18 protein-coding genes and 1 pseudogene are annotated in these 20670 nt (G+C 41.5%); 5 read left to right on the top strand and 14 right to left on the bottom strand.

What is annotated here, in order from left to right; all coding sequences use genetic code 11:
• The first annotated feature begins 22 nt into the window (after positions 1 to 22).
• Positions 23 to 1072 carry an NADP(H)-dependent aldo-keto reductase gene (locus tag J502_RS03505; protein WP_034683152.1) on the top strand — a complete coding sequence of 350 codons (1050 nt, stop codon included), beginning with the start codon at positions 23 to 25 and terminating at the stop codon, positions 1070 to 1072.
• A 51-nt stretch (positions 1073 to 1123) separates the two neighbouring features.
• Here J502_RS03505 and J502_RS03500 read toward each other — a convergent pair whose 3' ends face one another.
• From J502_RS03500 to J502_RS03475, 6 genes are all read right to left on the bottom strand, one after another.
• Positions 1124 to 1903, bottom strand: coding sequence for a M48 family metallopeptidase (locus J502_RS03500; protein WP_005014959.1), 780 nt, complete (start codon positions 1901 to 1903; stop codon positions 1124 to 1126).
• 317 nt (positions 1904 to 2220) lie between these two features.
• Positions 2221 to 2529: a phosphoethanolamine transferase domain-containing protein gene (locus J502_RS03495; RefSeq protein ID WP_005014961.1), complete on the bottom strand. Its 309-nt coding sequence runs from the start codon at positions 2527 to 2529 to the stop codon at positions 2221 to 2223.
• 144 nt (positions 2530 to 2673) lie between these two features.
• On the bottom strand, positions 2674 to 3993 hold the full coding sequence (locus J502_RS03490; protein WP_034683150.1) for an adenylosuccinate synthase: 1320 nt from the start codon (positions 3991 to 3993) through the stop codon (positions 2674 to 2676).
• Positions 3994 to 4063: 70 nt separating this feature from the next.
• Positions 4064 to 5230 carry an ATP phosphoribosyltransferase regulatory subunit gene (locus J502_RS03485; protein ID WP_005404223.1) on the bottom strand — a complete coding sequence of 389 codons (1167 nt, stop codon included), beginning with the start codon at positions 5228 to 5230 and terminating at the stop codon, positions 4064 to 4066.
• Positions 5231 to 5556: 326 nt separating this feature from the next.
• A complete protein-coding gene (locus J502_RS03480; protein WP_005404224.1) occupies positions 5557 to 5877 on the bottom strand; it encodes a hypothetical protein in 321 nt (106 codons plus the stop codon).
• Positions 5878 to 5958: 81 nt separating this feature from the next.
• Positions 5959 to 6981 carry a type I glyceraldehyde-3-phosphate dehydrogenase gene (locus J502_RS03475; RefSeq protein ID WP_005014969.1) on the bottom strand — a complete coding sequence of 341 codons (1023 nt, stop codon included), beginning with the start codon at positions 6979 to 6981 and terminating at the stop codon, positions 5959 to 5961.
• 254 nt (positions 6982 to 7235) lie between these two features.
• Between J502_RS03475 and alaS the strand changes: the two genes are divergently transcribed.
• The 3 genes from alaS (at position 7236) to csrA (ending at position 11784) form a co-directional block, all read left to right on the top strand.
• Complete coding sequence (alaS, locus tag J502_RS03470; protein ID WP_171072012.1) at positions 7236 to 9929, top strand: alanine--tRNA ligase; 2694 nt, start codon at positions 7236 to 7238, stop codon at positions 9927 to 9929.
• Between the two features lie 65 nt (positions 9930 to 9994).
• Positions 9995 to 11275, top strand: a complete 1281-nt coding sequence (locus J502_RS03465; protein ID WP_005014971.1) for an aspartate kinase — start codon at positions 9995 to 9997, stop codon at positions 11273 to 11275.
• Positions 11276 to 11529: 254 nt separating this feature from the next.
• A complete protein-coding gene (gene csrA / locus J502_RS03460) occupies positions 11530 to 11784 on the top strand; it encodes a carbon storage regulator CsrA (RefSeq protein WP_005014972.1) in 255 nt (84 codons plus the stop codon).
• Between the two features lie 81 nt (positions 11785 to 11865).
• Here csrA and rnhB read toward each other — a convergent pair whose 3' ends face one another.
• From rnhB to J502_RS03425, 7 genes are all read right to left on the bottom strand, one after another.
• Positions 11866 to 12441 carry a ribonuclease HII gene (gene rnhB, locus J502_RS03455; protein WP_005014975.1) on the bottom strand — a complete coding sequence of 192 codons (576 nt, stop codon included), beginning with the start codon at positions 12439 to 12441 and terminating at the stop codon, positions 11866 to 11868.
• Between the two features lie 61 nt (positions 12442 to 12502).
• Positions 12503 to 12883 (bottom strand): hypothetical protein, encoded by a 381-nt coding sequence (locus J502_RS03450; protein WP_005014977.1) that lies wholly within the window; start codon positions 12881 to 12883, stop codon positions 12503 to 12505.
• 103 nt (positions 12884 to 12986) lie between these two features.
• Positions 12987 to 14198 carry a glycosyltransferase family protein gene (locus J502_RS03445; protein ID WP_005014978.1) on the bottom strand — a complete coding sequence of 404 codons (1212 nt, stop codon included), beginning with the start codon at positions 14196 to 14198 and terminating at the stop codon, positions 12987 to 12989.
• Between the two features lie 14 nt (positions 14199 to 14212).
• Positions 14213 to 14968 carry an HAD-IIB family hydrolase gene (locus J502_RS03440; protein ID WP_034683145.1) on the bottom strand — a complete coding sequence of 252 codons (756 nt, stop codon included), beginning with the start codon at positions 14966 to 14968 and terminating at the stop codon, positions 14213 to 14215.
• Between the two features lie 142 nt (positions 14969 to 15110).
• Positions 15111 to 16109, bottom strand: a complete 999-nt coding sequence (locus J502_RS03435) for an adenosine deaminase (protein ID WP_005014983.1) — start codon at positions 16107 to 16109, stop codon at positions 15111 to 15113.
• Between the two features lie 73 nt (positions 16110 to 16182).
• Positions 16183 to 17502 (bottom strand): NCS2 family permease, encoded by a 1320-nt coding sequence (locus J502_RS03430; protein ID WP_005014984.1) that lies wholly within the window; start codon positions 17500 to 17502, stop codon positions 16183 to 16185.
• A gap of 481 nt (positions 17503 to 17983) precedes the next feature.
• A complete protein-coding gene (locus J502_RS03425) occupies positions 17984 to 18205 on the bottom strand; it encodes a hypothetical protein (RefSeq protein WP_005014986.1) in 222 nt (73 codons plus the stop codon).
• 328 nt (positions 18206 to 18533) lie between these two features.
• Here J502_RS03425 and J502_RS03420 point away from each other — a divergent pair, with 328 nt between their 5' ends.
• Entirely contained in the window at positions 18534 to 19988 is a 1455-nt protein-coding gene (locus J502_RS03420) for a SulP family inorganic anion transporter (protein WP_005014988.1), read from the top strand.
• Between the two features lie 137 nt (positions 19989 to 20125).
• On the opposite strand, the pseudogene J502_RS17095 reads toward J502_RS03420, so the two are convergent.
• Positions 20126 to 20263 (bottom strand): annotated as a pseudogene (locus J502_RS17095) (KGG domain-containing protein); the annotation flags it as partial.
• Positions 20264 to 20670: the final 407 nt, after the last annotated feature.

Raw genomic sequence — 20670 nt, 5'->3', positions numbered from 1 at the left:
ACAGACTTTTAAAGGGACCATTATGAAATTTCATCCACTTGCCCAGACAGGGATTAAATTACCAGAAATCTGCCTAGGTACCATGACTTTTGGTGAGCAGAATACCCAGTCCGAAGCTTTCCAACAGTTGGCATATGCTTTAGAACAAGGTCTGTACTTCTGGGATACTGCAGAAATGTATCCGGTCCCGCCTAAACCAAAAACCCAAGGCGCCACTGAACGTATTATTGGTAACTGGATTTCCCAGCATGGTGGCCGTGATAAATTATTCTTGGCTTCTAAAATTGCAGGCCCCTCTCAAGGCGGTAGCCATATTCGTGATGGTAATACCCGTTTTATTGCTTCAGACATTTCTACTGCACTAGACCAATCCCTACAAAGATTACAAACTGATTATATTGATCTGTACCAATTACATTGGCCACAGCGTCCGACCAATTTTTTTGGTCAACTTGGTTATGGTAACCAGCATATAGAACTATCTAACCAGGTTACTCCACTAGAAGAGACACTTACTGCCTTAAATGATGAAATTAAGAAAGGTCGTATCCGCTATATTGGCCTTTCCAATGAAACCCCATGGGGGACCATGAAATTTTTACAATTAGCGGAAAAAATGGGACTAGAAAAATTTTTAAGTGTTCAAAATCCCTATAATTTATTAAATCGCACTTATGAAATTGGCATGGCAGAGATTGCCCAATATGAAGGTGTCGGCTTACTGGCTTACTCCCCACTGGCATTCGGTTATCTGACTGGCAAATTCCGCAATGGCGCACGACCTGCAAATGCACGGGTAACACTCTACTCGCGTTTTTCACGCTACTCTAACCCGCAATCCGAATGGGCCACCGAACAGTATGCTTTGCTTGCAGAAAAGCATGGGTTAACATTAACCCAGCTAGCGCTGGCATTTATTAAGCAGCAGTTCTTTGTCACCTCAACAATTATTGGCGCAACCAATCTAGACCAGCTTAAAGAAAATATAGATGCCTTTAAAATAGATTTGAGTCCAGAAATTCTGAAAGGTATAGAAGAAATTCATAAGCAGCAACCTAATCCGGCACCTTAACGCAGCCCAATAAAAAAAGGATGCCGTGGCATCCTTTTTATAAAATCAATTTTATTTACGCTGATTATAAATTGCCTGTGCTGCTGGCAGATTCTTACGCATTGCAGCAATACGCTCACCATTTGATGGGTGCGTCGATAACCATGAAGAGCCACCTGCCCCTTCCAGCTTGTTCATTTTTTCCCATAAGGTAATTGCAGCTTGCGGATTATAACCAGCACGTGCCATTAATATTAAACCACCCTGATCGGCACGGCTTTCCAGACTACGTGAATAGGGTAAACCCACGCCTACCTGAGCACCCAAGTCAAGCGCTGCAGAACCTAGGCTTCCAATAGCATCACCAGCATAAGCCTTGCCTACATTTAATGCCAAACCAGTTAAAGCCTGTGCACCAATCTTGCTTTTAGCATGCTCTTCAAGGGCATGGACCATTTCATGCCCCATAACTGCAGCAATTTCTGCATCAGTCAGGTTAAGCTTGTTGACAATACCGGTATAGACCACCACCTTACCGCCTGGTGCAACATAGGCATTAATCTGGTCAGATTTCAAAACAGTTAGCTGCCAATCAAATTTCACACCAGTCTGGTTCATCTGGTCAGCATACGGACGCAAACGGTTAAATACAGTATTTACACGACGGTAAGTACTTGAAGACGTATCTAGCTGATTCTTAGCACGTGCTTCCTGCACCATTTGGTTATAGCTTTGTGCGGCTGTTGCATTTAGGGTCGCGGTATCTGCGCCGGCAAAATCAGCAAGTGTGCTACATCCTGATAATGTCACTGCACCAGCAGCAAAAAAGCTGAGTAGAATTTTGTTGTTCATTATAATGCTCTCCACATGGATGACACGGTCATCCTCAATATAAACAGATGCATTATATTGAAAGCGTCATCACCTTAAAATATATAAACGCTTCATAATCATAGGATTTATGTAATTAGTATTTTTTGATTATAAAGGTATTCTTTAGAGCCAATGGCTAAGCGCATCAGTGTTTAAACTGCTTAAGGCATGATGTTTTCGTTAATATCACTCATGTCTTGGTTTACAAAATGAGCTTATTGCTTTTTTTCCATTATTCCCTATTATTCTCAAGATCTATCTCAAATAAACCAGTTCATCTTAACCGGATAGAATTATTAGAGAAAACTGATAAGAATCCATGATACTAAACACACCAGATCCAGTACAAAATAAAAGTGGGCAATTGGCTCAATCTTGTCCTCAATATCAACTTTTTTTCGTTTCCATAATATATAAAAATTCTGAATCAGGATGAGAGGCGCAATGATCGCAGCCAGTACAAAAGATAAAGCCAGTAAAGTTGTCCAGTGTTGTTCAAGAGCACCATTAGTCTGTATGTAAATCATCCACATCGCTAATGTGGGTGCGCCTCCAATGGCAAAAAGCAATGAGTAAAACATGGTTTTAGACGTGTTACTTTGCATTTTCTTTCCTGAACATATTCAACTAAAAATTTTAAAAGGCAGATTAATTAGCCTTTACATTTTTTACAGCACGACTTTAGTCGGTGAGTAGCTTGGTGTGCATAAAAAAGCCCCGCTGAAGCGAGGCTTTTAACCGTTTATTATTTAGGCATCAAACGGATGGCGCAATACAATAGTTTCTGCACGGTCCGGACCAGTTGAAATGATGTCGATTGGACATTCAATCAATTGCTCAAGACGTTTTATATAGTTCAATGCAGCTTGTGGCAACTGATCCAGTGATTTCGCACCAAAAGTTGACTCAGACCAGCCTGGCATAGTTTCGTAAATCGGTTTTAAAGTTTCGAATGCAAGCGCATCAGAAGAACCAACACAACCAGAATCTGTAGCTTCATAGCCTACACAGATTTTCACTTCTTCCAAACCGTCAAGAACGTCAAGTTTAGTCAGGCAAATACCAGAAAGTGAGTTTACATCAACTGAACGGCGCAGAATTTCAGCATCGAACCAGCCACAACGACGTTGACGACCAGTAGAGGCACCAAATTCATTACCAATCGTACCTAGGTGTTTACCAATTACATCACCTGTGTCATTTGCAGCGTCATACACCAGCTCAGTTGGGAATGGGCCTGCACCTACACGCGTTGTGTACGCTTTGGTAATACCCAGTACATAATCAAGATGCAATGGACCTAGACCTGAACCAGAGCTTACACCACCAGCAGTTGTATTCGAAGAAGTTACATACGGATATGTACCGTGATCAACGTCAAGAAGTGAACCTTGCGCGCCTTCGAACATGATGTTGTCACCGTTTTTACGGTAGTTATGCAATTCAGTAGTTACGTCCACAACCAGTGGAGCAACAACCTTACGCCATTCATCACACAGTGCCAGCACATCTTCCAGTTTAACTGCTTCAACACCGTAGTATTGAGTCAACTGGAAGTTATGGTAGTCCAGAAGTTCAGTCAGCTGAGCTGTAAGATGTTCACCACCACGTACTAGGTCAGCAACGCGGATGGCACGACGTGCAACCTTGTCTTCATACGCAGGTCCAATACCGCGACCAGTCGTGCCAATTTTAGCATTACCACGTTTTTTCTCACGTGCCTGGTCAAGTGCAATATGGTTAGGCAAAATAAGTGGGCAGTTAGGAGAAATACGCAGGCGCTCTTTTACCGGTACACCTTCTTTTTCCAGAATACTCATTTCTTCAATTAGTGCTGCTGGAGAAAGCACAACACCATTGCCAATCAGGCACAGAACATTTTCACGCAAGATTCCTGATGGAATGAGGTGTAAAACAGTCTTTTTACCACCGACCACTAGTGTATGGCCCGCATTGTGTCCACCCTGATAGCGAACAACTGCAGCCGCCTGATCAGTGAGCAGATCGACGATTTTACCTTTACCTTCGTCGCCCCATTGGGTACCAAGTACCACAACATTCTTGCCCATAATAGCCTCATTACATCATGCTGTTAAAATTGAAAACCAGTTCGAATGACATGAACATTCAAACAGGCGATTAAATTTTTTCGAGATTCCAGTGACCTGCAACTTGCACTAACTGGTGTGTTGCATTTGGCACAGAACTCAAGTCATCTTGTCCAAGCAGCTGAACTACACTCAGCCCTTCTGTACGTAACCGCTCAATCATCTTTAACAAGTCGGTATCGGTACCTTTAGGGGCAACAACAATACTTAACTCATTAAACTGGCCTGCACTTAAAGCATATAAGTCACAGCTAAAACCAGTTGCAGGGCGCGCCCGTCCGAAATGCTCACCAATACCATCATAACGGCCACCCTGTGCCAGTGGTGCTGCACGGTTTGGCGCATACACGGCATACATCAGACCAGTATGATAATGGTAAGAACGCAGTTCGACTACGTCGATACCGATATGCAGGTTCGGCCAACGTGCCTGAATTTCAGACTGCGTCGTTTTCACTGCATCAAATGCCTGTTTAAAAGCTGCATTCTTTAAAATTTCAGCACTTAAATTTGCTTCTAAAGCACCCAGATCACTGGCATAGCGTCCAAGTACATAGAAATCTGAACCGAAATGAAGTGTTTGGGTAAATTCTGCCAGCTCCGGTAGAGCTTTACGCTGGTATAAATCCGAAAGTTGGTGTTCAGTAGCTTTATTTAAGGCCGCTTGTTTTACCAGACTACGGAACAGTCCTACATGGCCCAGATCCAGGTGAATACCATCAGTCAGGCCAGCTTTCTGAATCAGGCTGATCATCAGGTCAACCATTTCAACATCAGCATCTATACTTTCTGAACCAAAAAGCTCAGCACCCAGTTGCAGCGGTGCACGGGTGGCACTAAAACCCTGAGGTTTAGTATGCAAGACAGTACCTGCGTAGCAATAGCGAGCTACACCTTCTACCGGACGCACATGTGCATCAATACGGGCTACTTGCGGAGTCATGTCTGCACGTATACCCAGTAACCGGCCTGTTAACTGGTCAATTACCTTGAAAGTGGCAAGGTCCAGGTCTTGATTTGCTTCTGAAAGAGAAGATAGAGATTCGATATATTCTATAAAAGGTGTATAGACTAACTGATAACCTCGTGAGACGAGGAAATCTAAAGCTTTACGGCGCAGTTTTTCAATTATTTGCGCTTGTTCTGGCAATACATCAGCTACACCATCAGGTAATAACCATGTCTCTGAAATGGGCATGCGGTAAACCTAAATTCTTGTCAGCGCGGAAATGATCCGCATAAAAAAATCGGGAACACACCCGATTTCTCCTATCTTAGCACGATCATTTCAGTCATGCACCAGAGTTTTTCAGTTTTATAAAAGCTTTCTAAGCTTGACCTAATTTTTATGTTTAATGAAATAAAACAGAGACTTTTACCGAGCTTTTACTCTACTGTCTAAACTTTTCATACAGAGAGCAGCTACACTTTATATTTTGTATCAGACTTCAAAGCATAAAATGAATTTTTGAAAATTCAAAATTATAAAGCCAGTTTTAAATATAAATTATCAATTTTACTCTTTTATTTTAGTTCAGTCTTTCCAAGCAAAGCTTGGTATTTTTTAAGCAAAATCACCAACTCTGCATTTTGTTGTTCGAGCGCATTTAGTTTAGTTACGGTCTGGCTAAGAATTTCACGATCAGTATGTACACTTTTAACCAGTTCCTGCATGATTTCTAGCGTACGTTTCAGATTCCCTTCCAGAAGAACAATTTTTTCTTCCAGATGGTGTTGTTGATCCAAGTCCGTTTCCATATTCTGTTCTTTACGAAAGTTTAGCCAGAACAGAAAAATGACCGCAATTATTAATACAGCAATAAAAGCCCACATCAGTAAAAACATCGTATTATCCCCAAGAAAAAGTTAAAGACCGTGTTGTAAATATTTTGCGGGTTGTCCTTCTCAATTCATTCTATATATCTGTTATTCAAAAGACTGGCATAAATCCAGCAAACGGTTGGCATATCCCCACTCGTTATCATACCAAGCAAACACTTTAGCCTGGTGCCCGACCACCAGAGTTTGTGATAGATCGACAATTAATGAATAAGGTGAATGGTTAAAATCACTTGACACCAGAGGCTCATCGGTCACCGCCATAATCTGGGCATAATCATATTGCGCGGATTTGATTAATACTTCATTAATTTTATGTACTGTAATAGGCGTATGCGAAATAAAGGTCAGATCAATAGCCGCGACATTAATTGTAGGTACACGAATCGAATAACCTTCAATCCGGTTTTCCATTTTGGGCATAACCCGTTTTAAGGCCCCCAATGCACTAGATGTAGTAGGAATAATATTCTGACCTGATGCCCGGGCACGACGCAGATCGCGATGAGCTTTATCCAGTACGGTCTGGTCTGCAGTGACGGCATGAATCTCGGTCATCATGGCCGTATCTATGCCAAATGCGTCATCAATAATCTTGACGAGTGGTACTAAAGCCTGCGTGGTACAAGACACGCTAGAGATAATCTGGTCACTGGCTTTGATTTCATGATGATTCACCCCATATACAATTGCAGCATCCACCGTGTCAAAAGGTGCAGCACCTATAATAACGCGTTTCGCACCAGCCTTAATATGTCGGGTAGCCGCCTCACGTGAACGGAATAGTCCGGTACATTCCAGTACAACATCAACATTAAGCTGCTGCCATGGAAGCGCTGCCGGTTCCGCGATATTTAATACACGCACATTAAGTGTTTTTGTACCGGCAGAAATATTTAGCACAATCTGTTCATTTTTCTGTGATATTTCTACATTCCCAGCAAAACGGCCGTGAGTAGTATCATACCTGAACAGATGAACCAGAGTTTCTACATCAGCAATATCGTTAATGGCTACAATATCAAAATTAAAGGCTTTCGGGTTTTCAAACCAGGCACGCAGTACATTTCGACCGATACGTCCAAAACCATTGATGGCCACTCGCTGCATGACAGATCCTTGTTTTACCCAGTAAAAGAACGATGCCTATGTTAAAACATCCAGCTTGTACTTGGACACAGCATTTTTGAATAATCCTGGTTTTATCGCTATTTTGATGGTAAAAGCGTTGGTGCCCCTTATATTTTCCGGTATAATTTGGCGTTTTTTTAAAGTTTTACCTTTACATCAATCGCTAAGCTGTCACCTTTTGACCTTAGAATTAGATGTACCTAACCAAATTAAGACTAAGGAGTGACTTGGTTGTGAGTACTCGTTTTATGACATCAGCTGAAATTCGTGAAGCATTTTTGCGTTACTTTGAATCGCAAGGGCATACACGTGTCGCGTCAAGTTCACTAGTACCCGCCAATGATCCTACCCTGCTTTTCACCAACGCAGGCATGAACCAGTTTAAAGACTGCTTTTTAGGTGCGGAAAAACGCGATTATGTACGAGCAGTCTCTAGCCAGAAATGTGTACGTGCTGGCGGCAAACATAATGACCTCGACAATGTAGGCTACACAGCCCGCCACCATACTTTCTTTGAAATGCTGGGTAACTTTTCTTTTGGTGATTATTTTAAGCGTGATGCCATCAAGTTTGCCTGGGAATTCTTAACCAGCGAGCAATGGCTGGCACTTCCTAAAGACCGTTTATATGCAACGGTTTATCATACTGATGATGAAGCTTTTGATATCTGGAACAAGGAAATTGGTCTGGATGCCGAGCGCATTATCCGTATTGGTGATAACAAAGGTGAAAAATACGCTTCGGATAATTTCTGGGCAATGGGTGATACAGGTCCATGTGGTCCATGTTCTGAAATTTTCTATGACCACGGTGACCATATTTGGGGCGGACTGCCAGGCACTCCTGAAGAAGATGGTGATCGCTTTATTGAAATATGGAACAACGTTTTCATGCAGTTTAACCGTACTGCTGACGGAGTTTTACATGCACTTCCGGCACCTTCTGTGGATACCGGTATGGGACTCGAACGTATTTCCGCAGTTTTACAGCATGTTAATTCAAACTATGAAATTGACCTGTTTCAGCACTTACTTAAAGCTGCTGCCGAAATTATTGGTGTAGATACCGCTTCACTTGAAGCCGAAGCTAAAGAAAAAAATACGCCTGTTCATTACCCGGCTTCTTTAAAAGTAGTTGCAGATCATGCCCGCTCTTGCTGTTTCCTGATTGCTGACGGTGTTAACCCGTCTAATGAAGGCCGTGGTTATGTTCTTCGCCGTATTATCCGTCGTGCTGTACGTCATGGAAACAAACTCGGCGCAACAGGTACATTCTTCTATAAAATGCTACAGCCGCTAATTGAAGTAATGGGTACAGCTTATCCGGAACTTGAAGCCAATAAAGCACGTATCGAAGCTGCACTGATCAAAGAAGAAGAGCAATTTGCAAAAACACTCGAGCAAGGTTTAAAACTTCTTGAAGGTGAATTGACTCAGCTAAAAGGCTCAATAATTCCAGGTGAAATTGTATTTAAACTTTACGATACTTATGGCTTCCCGGTTGACTTGACAGCGGATATCGCACGTGAACGTGACTTGAGTATTGATGAGGCAGGTTTTGAAAAAGAAATGGCTGCCCAGCGTCAACGTGCGCGTGAAGCAGGCAAGTTTGCAGTGGACTATAACAGCATTGTTAAAGTTGAAGATGAAACCGAGTTCAGTGGCTATGATGCTATTGAAGGTCAGGGTCAGATTATTGCCATCTATAAAGATGGGACTCTAGTCGATGAAGTCACTGAAGGTGACGAAGCTTTAATCGTATTAAACCAGACGCCATTTTATGCAGAAAGTGGCGGCCAGATTGGTGATACAGGTATCTTCAAAAATGAAACAGGTATTTTTGAAGTTCAGGACACTAAAAAATCTGGCAATGCTTTTGTTCACCAGGGCATCGTGACGATGGGTAACCTAAAAGTTACTCAAAATGTAGAAGCAACCGTGAAAGCAGAACTTCGTGCAGCAACTGCGCGTAATCACTCAGCAACACATTTGTTGCATGCTGCGCTTCGCCAGATTCTGGGTTCGCATGTACAGCAAAAAGGCTCTCTGGTTGCTTCCGACATTTTGCGTTTTGACTTTGCCAATGACCAGCCTGTCACTTTCGAGCAGCTTCAACAAATCGAACGTCTTGTTAATGCTGAGGTTATTGCAAATACTGCTGTGACTACCGAACTGCTGGATATTGAAACTGCCAAAACCAAAGGTGCAATGATGCTGTTTGGCGAGAAATATGGCAGTGAAGTACGTGTGTTATCTATGGGTTCGATTATTGAAGAGAAAAACTTCTCAGTTGAGCTCTGTGGTGGTATTCATGTTAAACGTACAGGTGATATTGGTCTATTTAAAATCACTTCTGAAAGTGGTGTGGCCGCAGGTATTCGACGTATTGAAGCAGTGACAGGTACGAAAGCGCTTGAGCTGGTTCAAAAGGCAGATTCTGATATTCATCAGATTAACAGCTTGTTAAAAGCACAAAAAGATCAAACTGTAGAGCGTGTTCAAACTGCGGTTGAAAATGTATCCGCATTACAGAAGCAGATTGAACAGCTCAACCAAAAGTTGGCAAACTTCCAGGCAGCTGAACTTTTAAGCCAAGTTCAGACTGTGGCGGGGCGTTCTACACTGATCACCACTGTTCAGGGTATGGATGCGAAATCTCTTCGTAACCTGCACGACAGTACCAAGTCTAAACTAGACCATGCAGTGATTGTACTTGCAGGTGTAGACGGCGACAAAGTCAGCCTGATTGCATCTGTAGCAAAAGACTTCACTTCATCTATCAAGGCAGGTGACATCATTAAACATCTTGCAACTGAACTCGGTGGCAAAGGTGGAGGTAAACCTGACTTGGCACAAGGTGGCGCGCCACTTAACGAGAAGTTTGAACAGGTCATGGCAGATTTAACTGCTTGGCTTGAAGCAAAATAAACTTCACTTTTTGTGTAACTGACCCTGATCGGTGAAATCGGGGTCATGGCTTATATGGAACAACTATGGCATTAATCGTTCAAAAATATGGCGGTACTTCTATGGGTACCCCCGAGCGCATTTTAAATGTTGCTCGTCGTGTGAAGCGCTGGCATGAGCACGGCCACAAGGTAGTGGTAGTAGTGTCAGCAATGAGTGGTGAAACCAACCGCTTACTTGCTCTCGCGAAAGCCATTACCGAAAATCCTGACCCACGCGAACTTGACCAGATGGTTTCTACGGGTGAACAGGTAACGATTTCCATGTTAGCAATGGCGCTGAACTCTATTGGCGTTGACGCTAAATCATTGACCGGACGCCAGGTTGGCATTAAAACCGATAGCGCATTCACCAAGGCACGTATCGAATCAATTGACACTGACGTTATGACCCAACACCTCGATGCAGGTCGTGTGATCGTAGTTGCCGGCTTTCAGGGTGTAGACGAACTGGGCAATACCACAACGCTTGGTCGTGGCGGCTCAGATACAACTGGTGTAGCACTTGCTGCAGCACTAAAAGCAGATGAATGCCAGATTTACACCGATGTTGATGGTGTCTATACCACTGATCCCCGTGTTGCTCCAAAAGCTAAAAAAATTGATCGTATTTCTTTTGAAGAAATGCTGGAAATGGCCTCTCTTGGTTCAAAAGTACTGCAAATCCGCTCTGTAGAATTTGCAGGTAAATATCAGGTTCCTTTGCGCGTATTATCAAGTTTTGACAATGACGAAGACGGCGCATTTGACGAAGAATTCAAAAAGAACGTGGGCACACTCATCACTACAGAAGCGGAAGATAACATGGAACAGCCAATCATCTCAGGTATCGCGTTTAACCGTGACGAAGCAAAACTGACTATTTTAGGAGTTCCTGACGAGCCGGGTATTGCATCTAAAATTCTGTCTCCGATTGGTGCAGCCAATATCGAAGTCGACATGATTATCCAGAATGTTGAAGAAGATGGAACTACGGATTTCACCTTCACTGTTAACCGTGGTGAGCTGGCTAAAGCAAAAGCTATTCTTGAAGAAACAGCTAAAGCGATTGGTGCGCGTGAAGTTGCAACTCGTGATGATATCGTCAAAGTTTCTATTGTCGGTGTTGGCATGCGTTCCCACGCAGGCGTAGCAAGCAAAATGTTTACTGGTCTGGCTGAAGAAGGCATCAATATTCTGATGATTTCTACATCTGAAATTAAGATCTCTGTCATCATTGAAGAGAATTATCTGGAGCTGGCTGTACGCTCTTTACACACTACGTTTGGTCTAGACCGCGAGCATGGTGAATCCAGCGTTCGCGCTTAAGTGCCTTTTCTGAAAGAACAATAGTTATACTGTTCTTTCAGAGAATAAGAATAAAAAATCAAAGCCACTATAGTTTTTTCTATAGTGGCTCTGTTATATTACCGATTAAGGTTATTGGAAAATTTTAGTAGAATTTATTCAGCTACCTAATTTGTCATATAATCCTGTTAAAATTTTCTCTGATACCAAGGTTGTGACTTTTCGCTTTTTTGATTAGAGCTTTTGCAGGTTTAGCGTTTAGCAAGGAGATAAACATGCTGATTCTGACCCGTCGCGTCGGAGAAACATTAATGATTGGGGACCAAGTCAGTGTTACTGTACTTGGAGTAAAGGGCAACCAGGTCCGTATTGGTGTCAATGCTCCAAAAGAAGTATCTGTTCACCGGGAAGAGATTTACCAACGTATTCAGCATGAACGTGCGATGCATGAACATCTTCAACACCTCGACCAAGACTATCAGCCTTCTTTCGAAGATGAGAATTATTCACAAAATGATTTTAATCGATAGCAGATGGCCATTCTTGATTAGTAAAGCGGCTTTATTGGCCGCTTTAATATTTTAAGGTGATTAAGAAATTAGATAAAATTATTACTCATTTAACAAAGCCAAGACCTTCTTAACCGGCGCATAGCTACGCCGATGCTCATCAATTACACCATGTATACCAATTGCCTCAAAATGAGCTTTGGTCGGATAACCTTTATGTTTGGCAAAACCGTAATGTGGGTAACGTTGATCTAGTAAGACCATTTGCCGGTCACGTGCTACTTTAGCCAGAATACTTGCGGCCGAAATTTCCTGGTATAAAGCATCCCCTCCTACTACAGCTTCACAGCTCATCTGTAGGCCAGCAGGTTCCTTATTACCATCGACCAGCACTTTATCCGGTTGAATTGATAAGCCTTCCACAGCACGGCGCATTGCCAGTAATGAAGCCTGCAAGATATTTATTTCATCAATTTCAGTAGCACTTGCTTCTGCAATGTACCAAGCCAAAGCTTTTTCCTGAATTTCGACAAAAAGCTTTTCACGTTTTTTTTCTGTCAGTTTTTTGGAATCATTCAAACCTTCGATTGGACGAGCTGGATCGAGAATGACTGCAGCTGCCACGACAGCACCTACCAATGGTCCACGCCCTGCTTCATCTACACCTGCGATTTTCATCAAACTATTTACTCATAAAAAAGCAGGCTGATTGTATCATCCTGCTCAATACTGAAAAAACTTAATTTAAAACTTCTGCTACACATGCATTAATTGTTTTAGTGACTGCATTGGTTATGATGGTGGTACGTGCAGCCGGATCAATCGCTGCTGTAGCCAGATCCACAGTTGTTATATTTTGTGGAGCTTTATCACTCACACAACCACAAATATCGGCCTGAACTGCCTGTTTCTGCTCAGCTGTCATTACCTTAGTTATATTTTGCCAAGCGGGCTGGTTGTTTAGTTCAGTATTACATTTTGCATTTACTGCCACTTTAATGGCAGCTGCTCCTAATTGCTGTGTAGTTGTGATGGTATTGGCCGATTGCTCTATTCCTGAAGTTGTACACGCCGATAAAATTAAGGCTAAAGGTGCCAGTACATATATAGATTTCTTCATGTTTATCCTTTATCAGTGTATATATAAATTTTGGACCAATTTTAAAGATTATGAAGTATCTCAACACTGTTAAATGTAAATAACTGCCTAAAGAATCTTCAAATCACATATTATCGAGCGCTACTGCCTGTTTAATATCCTTATAAATACTTGGACAAGCTGAATGTACACGGTTCCAGCTTGGAATAAACGACTGCTGATTCGGAAAATTCATAAACTGCTCTCCCGCCTCAACAATACTCTGGGCAAAAAGTTCAACCGTATTTTCTTCACTATGCCGGTCATAATGTAAACCATTGGTTATTGCATCATAATAATAGTGATCAATCATATCTAAAGCATTTCGATAATAAGTTGCACGAAGAATCCGGATATTATCTAGGCTAACTGGAACGCCCAGCGTGGCAAGTTTACGAAAAAGTGCTAGAGCAATATCACGGCTCATACGCTTCAAGCCACCCTCTCCATTTGAATTCACTACATTTTGATGCTTATGTTCATAGCGGTCAGCAATATCTACCTGACAGATCCGTTTGGTAGAATAATTACGATAGATTTCAGAAAGAACTCCAATTTCCAGCCCCCAGTCACCTGAAACTTTTAAATCACGTAATGCATCCAGATGAATTGCCATTTCGCCTGAAAGTGGATAACGGAAGGCTGAAAGATAAAGCAGATAATCCAGTGGGCCAAAGACTTTCTTGAGTGCAAGTAAGAGTGGAGAAACCAGCAGGCGGGATACCCTGCCATTCATTTTATGCTCAGCTACGCGGGCATAATATCCTTTAGAGAACTGGAAATTAAACTGTGGATGAACCATAGGATAAATTAACCGCACCAGCATATCACGCTGATATGTACTGATATCACAGTCATGGAGTGCCACGACCTTACTGTTACTTTCAGCTAGTGCATAGCCAGCACAGTACCAGACGTTACGGCCTTTTCCACGTTGCGAAGGTGCAACTTTTAATTCTTCAAGATGCTGATGGATTTTCTGTAAACGCGGTCCGTCGTTCCATAAAATAGTATGCGGCTGAGGTAGCTCGGAAAAAAACTCCTTGGCATGCTTAAATTGTTCAGGATTAGCTTGATCCAGTCCAATGATAATCTGCTGGATATAATCAGCTTCTTTCAATTCCTGCACAATTTTAGTAAGTGCAGGCCTTTCCAGCTCAGAATAAAGTGAAGGTAAAACTAAGGTAACCGGTCTATATTTAGTAAATTCACGCAATTCATTTTCATAATCTTCCAGCTGGCGCTGCTTTAGATCATGAATCGTCGTAATCATACCTTCTTGTGCAAAATCGACCATTATTTTCTCTCCATTTATTGTTCTAAAAAGTATTCAAGACCTTCTTTCCAGCCTGCTGGAGCCATTTTCTGAGAGTAGTAGACAGAATTATGCGCAAATTGAAGGACCGGTTTATAAGGACGCTTTACAACCACAGCATGCTCACAGGCTTTTAGCATATCAATATCATTCTCACTGTCTCCCAAGCCAATCCGGACAGCTTCAGCTGGATAAAATTGCTGTAGCCAGCGTACTGCTATAGATTTATCACATGCTGTACTCAATACATGACTGAAGCGCCCGCCATGTACTATATGCAAGTTTTTGGCCAAGTGCCGGGCAATAATTTGCTGCTCATATTGTGGATTGCTACCCCAGATAATCACTTCACTATAAAACCGTTGTAGGGCTTGACATGATTTAGCTAAGCTTAATCCGGTTAACTCAGCAATCTGCTGGGATGTATGTTCACTAAAAAGCTGAAAATTCAAATGGTACTGTATACGGAGTTGGTGTAATGCTTCAGTAATGGCTGCCTGCCTGACCGGACTCTGAAACTGATAGAAAGAATTAAAAAATATATATGCCCCGTTTTCTGCAACAAACGGCATATCTACTAGACCTAATTTTTTTTGTAAATTTTTAATTTCTAATGCGGTTTTACTGCTGCATAAAATAATAGGGTAACATCTTTTAAGCTGTCTGATTAGCTCCAGATTTTCCGTATAAGTATAAGTATCGTGGCCTAATAGTGTTCCATCTAAATCTGTAAAAATAAGATAATCAGGCATAATAAATAATATTGATCAGTTAAATTGCACATTTGTTTCCTGATCATATAAGGCTTTTATCACTATTTTTTTCAGCTTACTTTTTATAACAATAAATCAACAGGCCTACATAGAGTAAACCTATTGATTTCATTTTAATTGATTACAGAGCTTGAATTTTCTTAATCCATGATTGCTTTTCAGTATTGTCTATAAAAGCTGCCTCAAAAGAATTAATCGCTAACTGTTTAAGTTCAGCTTCAGACAAATTTAGCGCTTTTTGAATAGCAAAGAAATTATCATTCATATAACCACCAAAATAAGATGGATCATCTGAATTTACTGTTACTTTAACGCCCTGCTGTAACAGTCGGTGGATATTATGCTGCTGCATATCATCCACTACACAAAGTTTCAGATTACTCAGCGGACAAACTGTAAGAGGCATTTTTTCCTGAATCAGCCGCTGCATGAGTACCGGATCTTCCTCAGAACGCACACCATGATCAATCCGGTTAACCTTTAACAGGTCTAAAGCCTCCCAAACATATTCTGGTGGACCTTCTTCACCCGCATGTGCAACCACCAAAAAGCCTGCTTCGCGGGCTTTGGCAAAAACCCGGGTAAATTTGGCTGGTGGATGGCCGACTTCACTTGAATCCAGGCCTACTGCAATAATCTGATTCTTATAAGGAAGTGCCTGCTCCAGAGTTTTCAATGCTGCTTCTTCACTTAAATGGCGTAAAAAGCACATAATAAGGTATGAGCTGATACCCAATTTTGTTTTTGCATCATTACAGGCACGTTGCAAACCATTCAGAACTGTTTCAAATGCTATGCCACGATCTGTATGAGTTTGCGGGTCAAAGAATATTTCAGTGTGTACTACATGATCTTCAGCACATTTTTTAAAATATGCCCAAGCCAGGTCATAGAAATCTTCTTCATGAATGAGTACATTTGCCCCTGCATAATAAATATCAAGAAATGACTGCAGGTTATGAAAATTATATGCCTGTCTTACCTCTTCTACAGACTTATAAGGAATATCAATCTGATTACGCTGTGCAATTTCAAACATGAGTTCAGGCTCAAACGTCCCTTCAATATGTACATGCAGTTCAGCTTTAGGTAAAGCACGAATGAGTTCAGTATGACTCATGGTCTCTCCTTGGAATTCGCAATAAATAAAAAGGGTGCAAACTTCCGTTTACACCCTGAATGATGTATAAAAATTAGCCACCAAAAGCAACAAATTTGATTACCCATAACACGGCAATGATCCATACCATGTAAGGAACCGTACTTGCTTTGCCTGTAAAAAGCTTCACCAGTGCATAGCTGATAAAGCCCATAGCAATACCATCAGCAATTGAATAGGTAAAAGGCATGAAAACGATAGTCAGGAAAGCAGGAACCGCTTCAGTAATATCATCCCATTCAATATGGGTAATACCCTGGATCATTAATACCCCAACAAACAGTAAAGCCGGTGCTGTCGCGAAACCCGGTACAGACTGGGCTAACGGTGCCAGGAACAAACACGCCAGAAACATGAAACCGACGACAACAGCAGTTAAGCCAGTACGGCCGCCTGCAGCCACACCCGATGCAGATTCAATATAAGGCGTAGTAGATGAAGTGCCTAGTGCGGCCCCAGCTACAATGGCAGTAGAGTCAGCAAATAATGCTTTCTTCAAGCGTGGTAACTTGCCATCTTTAAGCAGGCCAGCACGATGAGAAACCCCTACAAGAGTACCGGTAGAGTCAAACAGGTCAACCAGGAAGAATACAAAAATCACCCCTACCAGACTGGCCGTAAACAGGCCCTCAAAGTCCATTTGTAACAATGTTGGAGCCAATGATGGCACAGCACCTACTATGCCTTTAAATTCATTCAGGCCTAAAGCAGTTGCAATTGCAGTTACGACCAGAATACTGAGAATGATTGCACCACGGACCTTAAAATGATGCATGATGACAATAAGAAAGAAACCTAACAGGGCCAGTAAAACTGTTGGCTGTTTGATATCGCCCAGCCCTACCAAAGTAGCCGGATTATCTACAATAATGCCGGCATTCTTGAGCGCGACCAAGGCTAAAAACAGCCCAATACCGCCGCCAATCGCCAGTTTTAATGACATGGGAATGGCATTAACGATTGCCTCACGGATTTTGAACATACTGATAGCAATAAATACCAGACCTGAAACAAATACCGCAGCTAGTGCCGTTTGCCAAGGCACCCCCATCCCTAAACACACTGAATAAGTAAAATAGGCATTTAGTCCCATACCTGGTGCAAGGGCAATTGGATAATTGGCCACAATTCCCATAACCAGACAGCCAATTGCGGCTGCAAGACAGGTTGCGACAAAGACAGCTCCATGATCCATTCCGGTTTCGGATAAAATCATTGGATTAACAATAATGATGTAACACATTGTCAAGAATGTGGTTACACCTGCTAGAACTTCTGTTCTAAAACTGGTTTTATTTTCGCTGAGCTTGAACAAGCGCTCAAGCATACCGGCTGAGGTATTGGGAGTTGTCATTACATCGCCCCTGAGAATTAAGATCTTTGCGATTGAATCCTCGGCCTGAAAAGCCTCAAATCACCACACTGCTATAAAATTTAAATGCATCAAAATCAGATATTGTGCAAGTAATTCTGGATAAAACAGCAAGACCTATGCCATCCTAATTACTTCCCATCTTCAAGCTGCACCTGAGCCCAAACTTACTAAACACTTGATGAGTGCCACTAATAGGCGAGGCAAACAAAAAAGCTGCATCATCTTATGCAGCTTTTTCATCTAACCTGTAGAAAAAAGTGTGAACTTAAATCCACCCGCTAAATTTTTTCGGCCAGATTATAACACACTGATTTTATTTTTGATTATCAGGTTTAATCTTCTTAGATTAATTTGGAACACTTACTATTTTTAAAATATTTAAAATCAGGCGCTTAATTTTAAATAAACTTGCAAGTTTTTTATTTTCTCTCCCGTTAACCCCAAAAAAGTATAAAAATCTCTACATTTTTTCAGTCTGAACGGATTTCCCTGCAGTATCAAGCGCCGGGAAAGTACTCCGTTCGAGATGATGCGGGTTGTGCTGAGCCTGCTCTAAAGAGCTCTGTGCTTCCTGGATGACCTGCTTGATCTCCTGCTGACGTTTTTGCTGGATACTATGATAGGTTATATAGCCTACCGAGACGACTGTAACTGCTGCGATTACCGTTATAACTGTTTTCATATCTCTTATCTTTAGTTGTTATCAAAAAATCTTGATGTAATTTTATCAAAAGCGTAATGCTTCATGCATTTTAAAACTGAATTTCTTTTAACACTATGGCCGATAAGATCAGCACCAATTTTCTAAGAACTTGAAACGTGTTATTCTCGGTGCCCTATAATCTAAACCTTCTTACTATTTTCTATGTTTCTTACGCCACCCTGATTACTCATTTCCTAGAAGTAATTTCTCATTGCTATATTAAAGGTTAGTGGTGTGGCGTAATTATGTCTTTTTCACAATATTGTCACCTCACTCGCCTGTTCCAATAAAAATACGGGCTTTCTTTATGTTGTCTTCTTTCCGTGAACAGTGGTTTTCAAACATTCGTGCTGATGTGCTGGCTGGACTGGTAGTAGGTCTGGCACTTATTCCCGAGGCAATTGCCTTTTCAATTATTGCCGGAGTCGATCCGCAAGTCGGTTTATATGCTTCATTTTCTATGGCAGTAGTAATTGCCATTGTAGGGGGCAGACCTGCCATGATTTCAGCTGCAACTGGAGCTATGGCTTTAGTTATGGTTACTCTGGTTAAAGAGCATGGATTACAGTATCTACTTGCGGCTACCATACTGACTGGCATCATCCAGATACTGGCTGGTTACCTCAAACTGGCCAAGCTGATGCGTTTTGTATCTAAATCTGTGGTGATTGGATTTGTAAATGCCCTCGCCATTTTAATTTTTATGGCTCAATTACCTGAACTCATCAATGTCAGCTGGCAGGTTTATCTATTTGTTGCTGTAGGCCTTAGTATTATCTATCTATTTCCCTATGTTCCAAGACTTGGCAGCTGGTTACCTTCCCCGTTGGTGTGTATTGTCGTGATTAGCCTGCTTTCAATCTGGTTGAATAGTGATATACGTACTGTAGGCGATATGGGTACTTTACCTGATAGTCTGCCCGTATTTCTTATACCAGACATTCCGCTTAACTTTGAAACGCTCAGAATTATTTTGCCTTATTCTATTGCTCTGGCTGCAGTAGGCCTTTTAGAGTCAATGATGACCGCCAGTATTGTGGATGAAATGACTGATACTTCAAGTGATAAGCATCAAGAATGTAAAGGACAAGGTATTGCAAATATTGTTACCGGCTTTATGGGGGGTATGGCTGGCTGTGCCATGATTGGACAGTCAATGATTAATGTGAAATCTGGCGGTCGACAACGTTTATCGACTTTCTGTGCAGGGATATTTCTTTTAATTCTGGTGGTATTTATCAGTGACTGGCTTAAGTTGATACCAATGGCAGCTTTAGTGGCAGTCATGATTATGGTTTCAATTAGCACATTTAACTGGCAATCAGTCATACAGTTTCATAAAAACCCGAAGAGTAGCAACAGTGTAATGATCGCAACTGTGGTGGTCGTAGTTGCCACTCATAACTTGGCTTTGGGCGTACTGACTGGTGTGTTGCTCTCTGCACTGTTTTTAGCCAACAAACTGGAAAATGATATTCGAGTTGAATCTGCTTTGAAGGAAGGTGTCCGAATTTACAGCTTGGTGGGACAGATCTTTTTCAGTTCATCCGAACGTTTTTACCAGAGTTTTAATTTTAATGAACAGGTGGAAAAAGTAATTATTGATCTTACCCATTCCCATATTTGGGATGTAACCTCTGTAGCTATGCTGGATTCCGTTATCAAAAAATTTACCGAGCGCGGTACTTCCTGTGAAGTAATTGGCTTAAATGAAGCAAGTTCAATCATGATCGATAAATATGGAACTCACGCCAAGATCTGACACCCTCATCCGATTCATACCAAATTATATATCAGAAGTACAAGGAAAGGGTTGCTCCAAGCAACCCTTTCCTTTTAGAAAATTATCTAAAGACTTCTTAATAAAATTAAAGTCCTTGATAATTATCTATCATTTTTGTGGCTTTGTGAGCCTGCTTCACGAGCTTCCTCTGAGGTAAACTCATGTGCATTACCACTTTCATGGGCTGCTTTACCACCTTTACTAGCGATTTCGCGCTGTTTATCTGCATCCATACTAGCAAAGCCGCGTCCTGAGCTGTTATTGCCACTTTGTTGACTTTGCTGACGACTATTTTGGCCGCCACCACCTTGCTGTTTCTGATTATTACTGCCACTTTGCTGTTGCTGATTATTGCTGCCCTGTTGCTGGCGCTGGTTATTGTCGCGTTTATTATCTTGATTAGCCATTTCACACCTCATAACAAATATTGAGTTGGTTTCAGGTTGGTCGTTATCAAACGAACATCTTCACTATAAGGGAGCTAGTAATAAGTTTTGTTATAACTAAGGATGAGTTTTATTTAAAGCATTTGAGTTAGGTATTCATAAGTGTGACTTCAATATACTTATATAATCATTCTTCTGGGATATAAATTTAGACATACTTATAACTACTTTAATATCAATGCTTCATTTATTTTAATGTAAATTTTACCTACTTT

The organism is Acinetobacter sp. 1294596 (assembly GCF_000582925.1).
Lineage (GTDB): Bacteria > Pseudomonadota > Gammaproteobacteria > Pseudomonadales > Moraxellaceae > Acinetobacter > Acinetobacter radioresistens.
The sequence above is the reverse complement of the archived record's forward strand: the minus strand, read 5'-3'. Positions and strand labels throughout refer to the sequence as shown.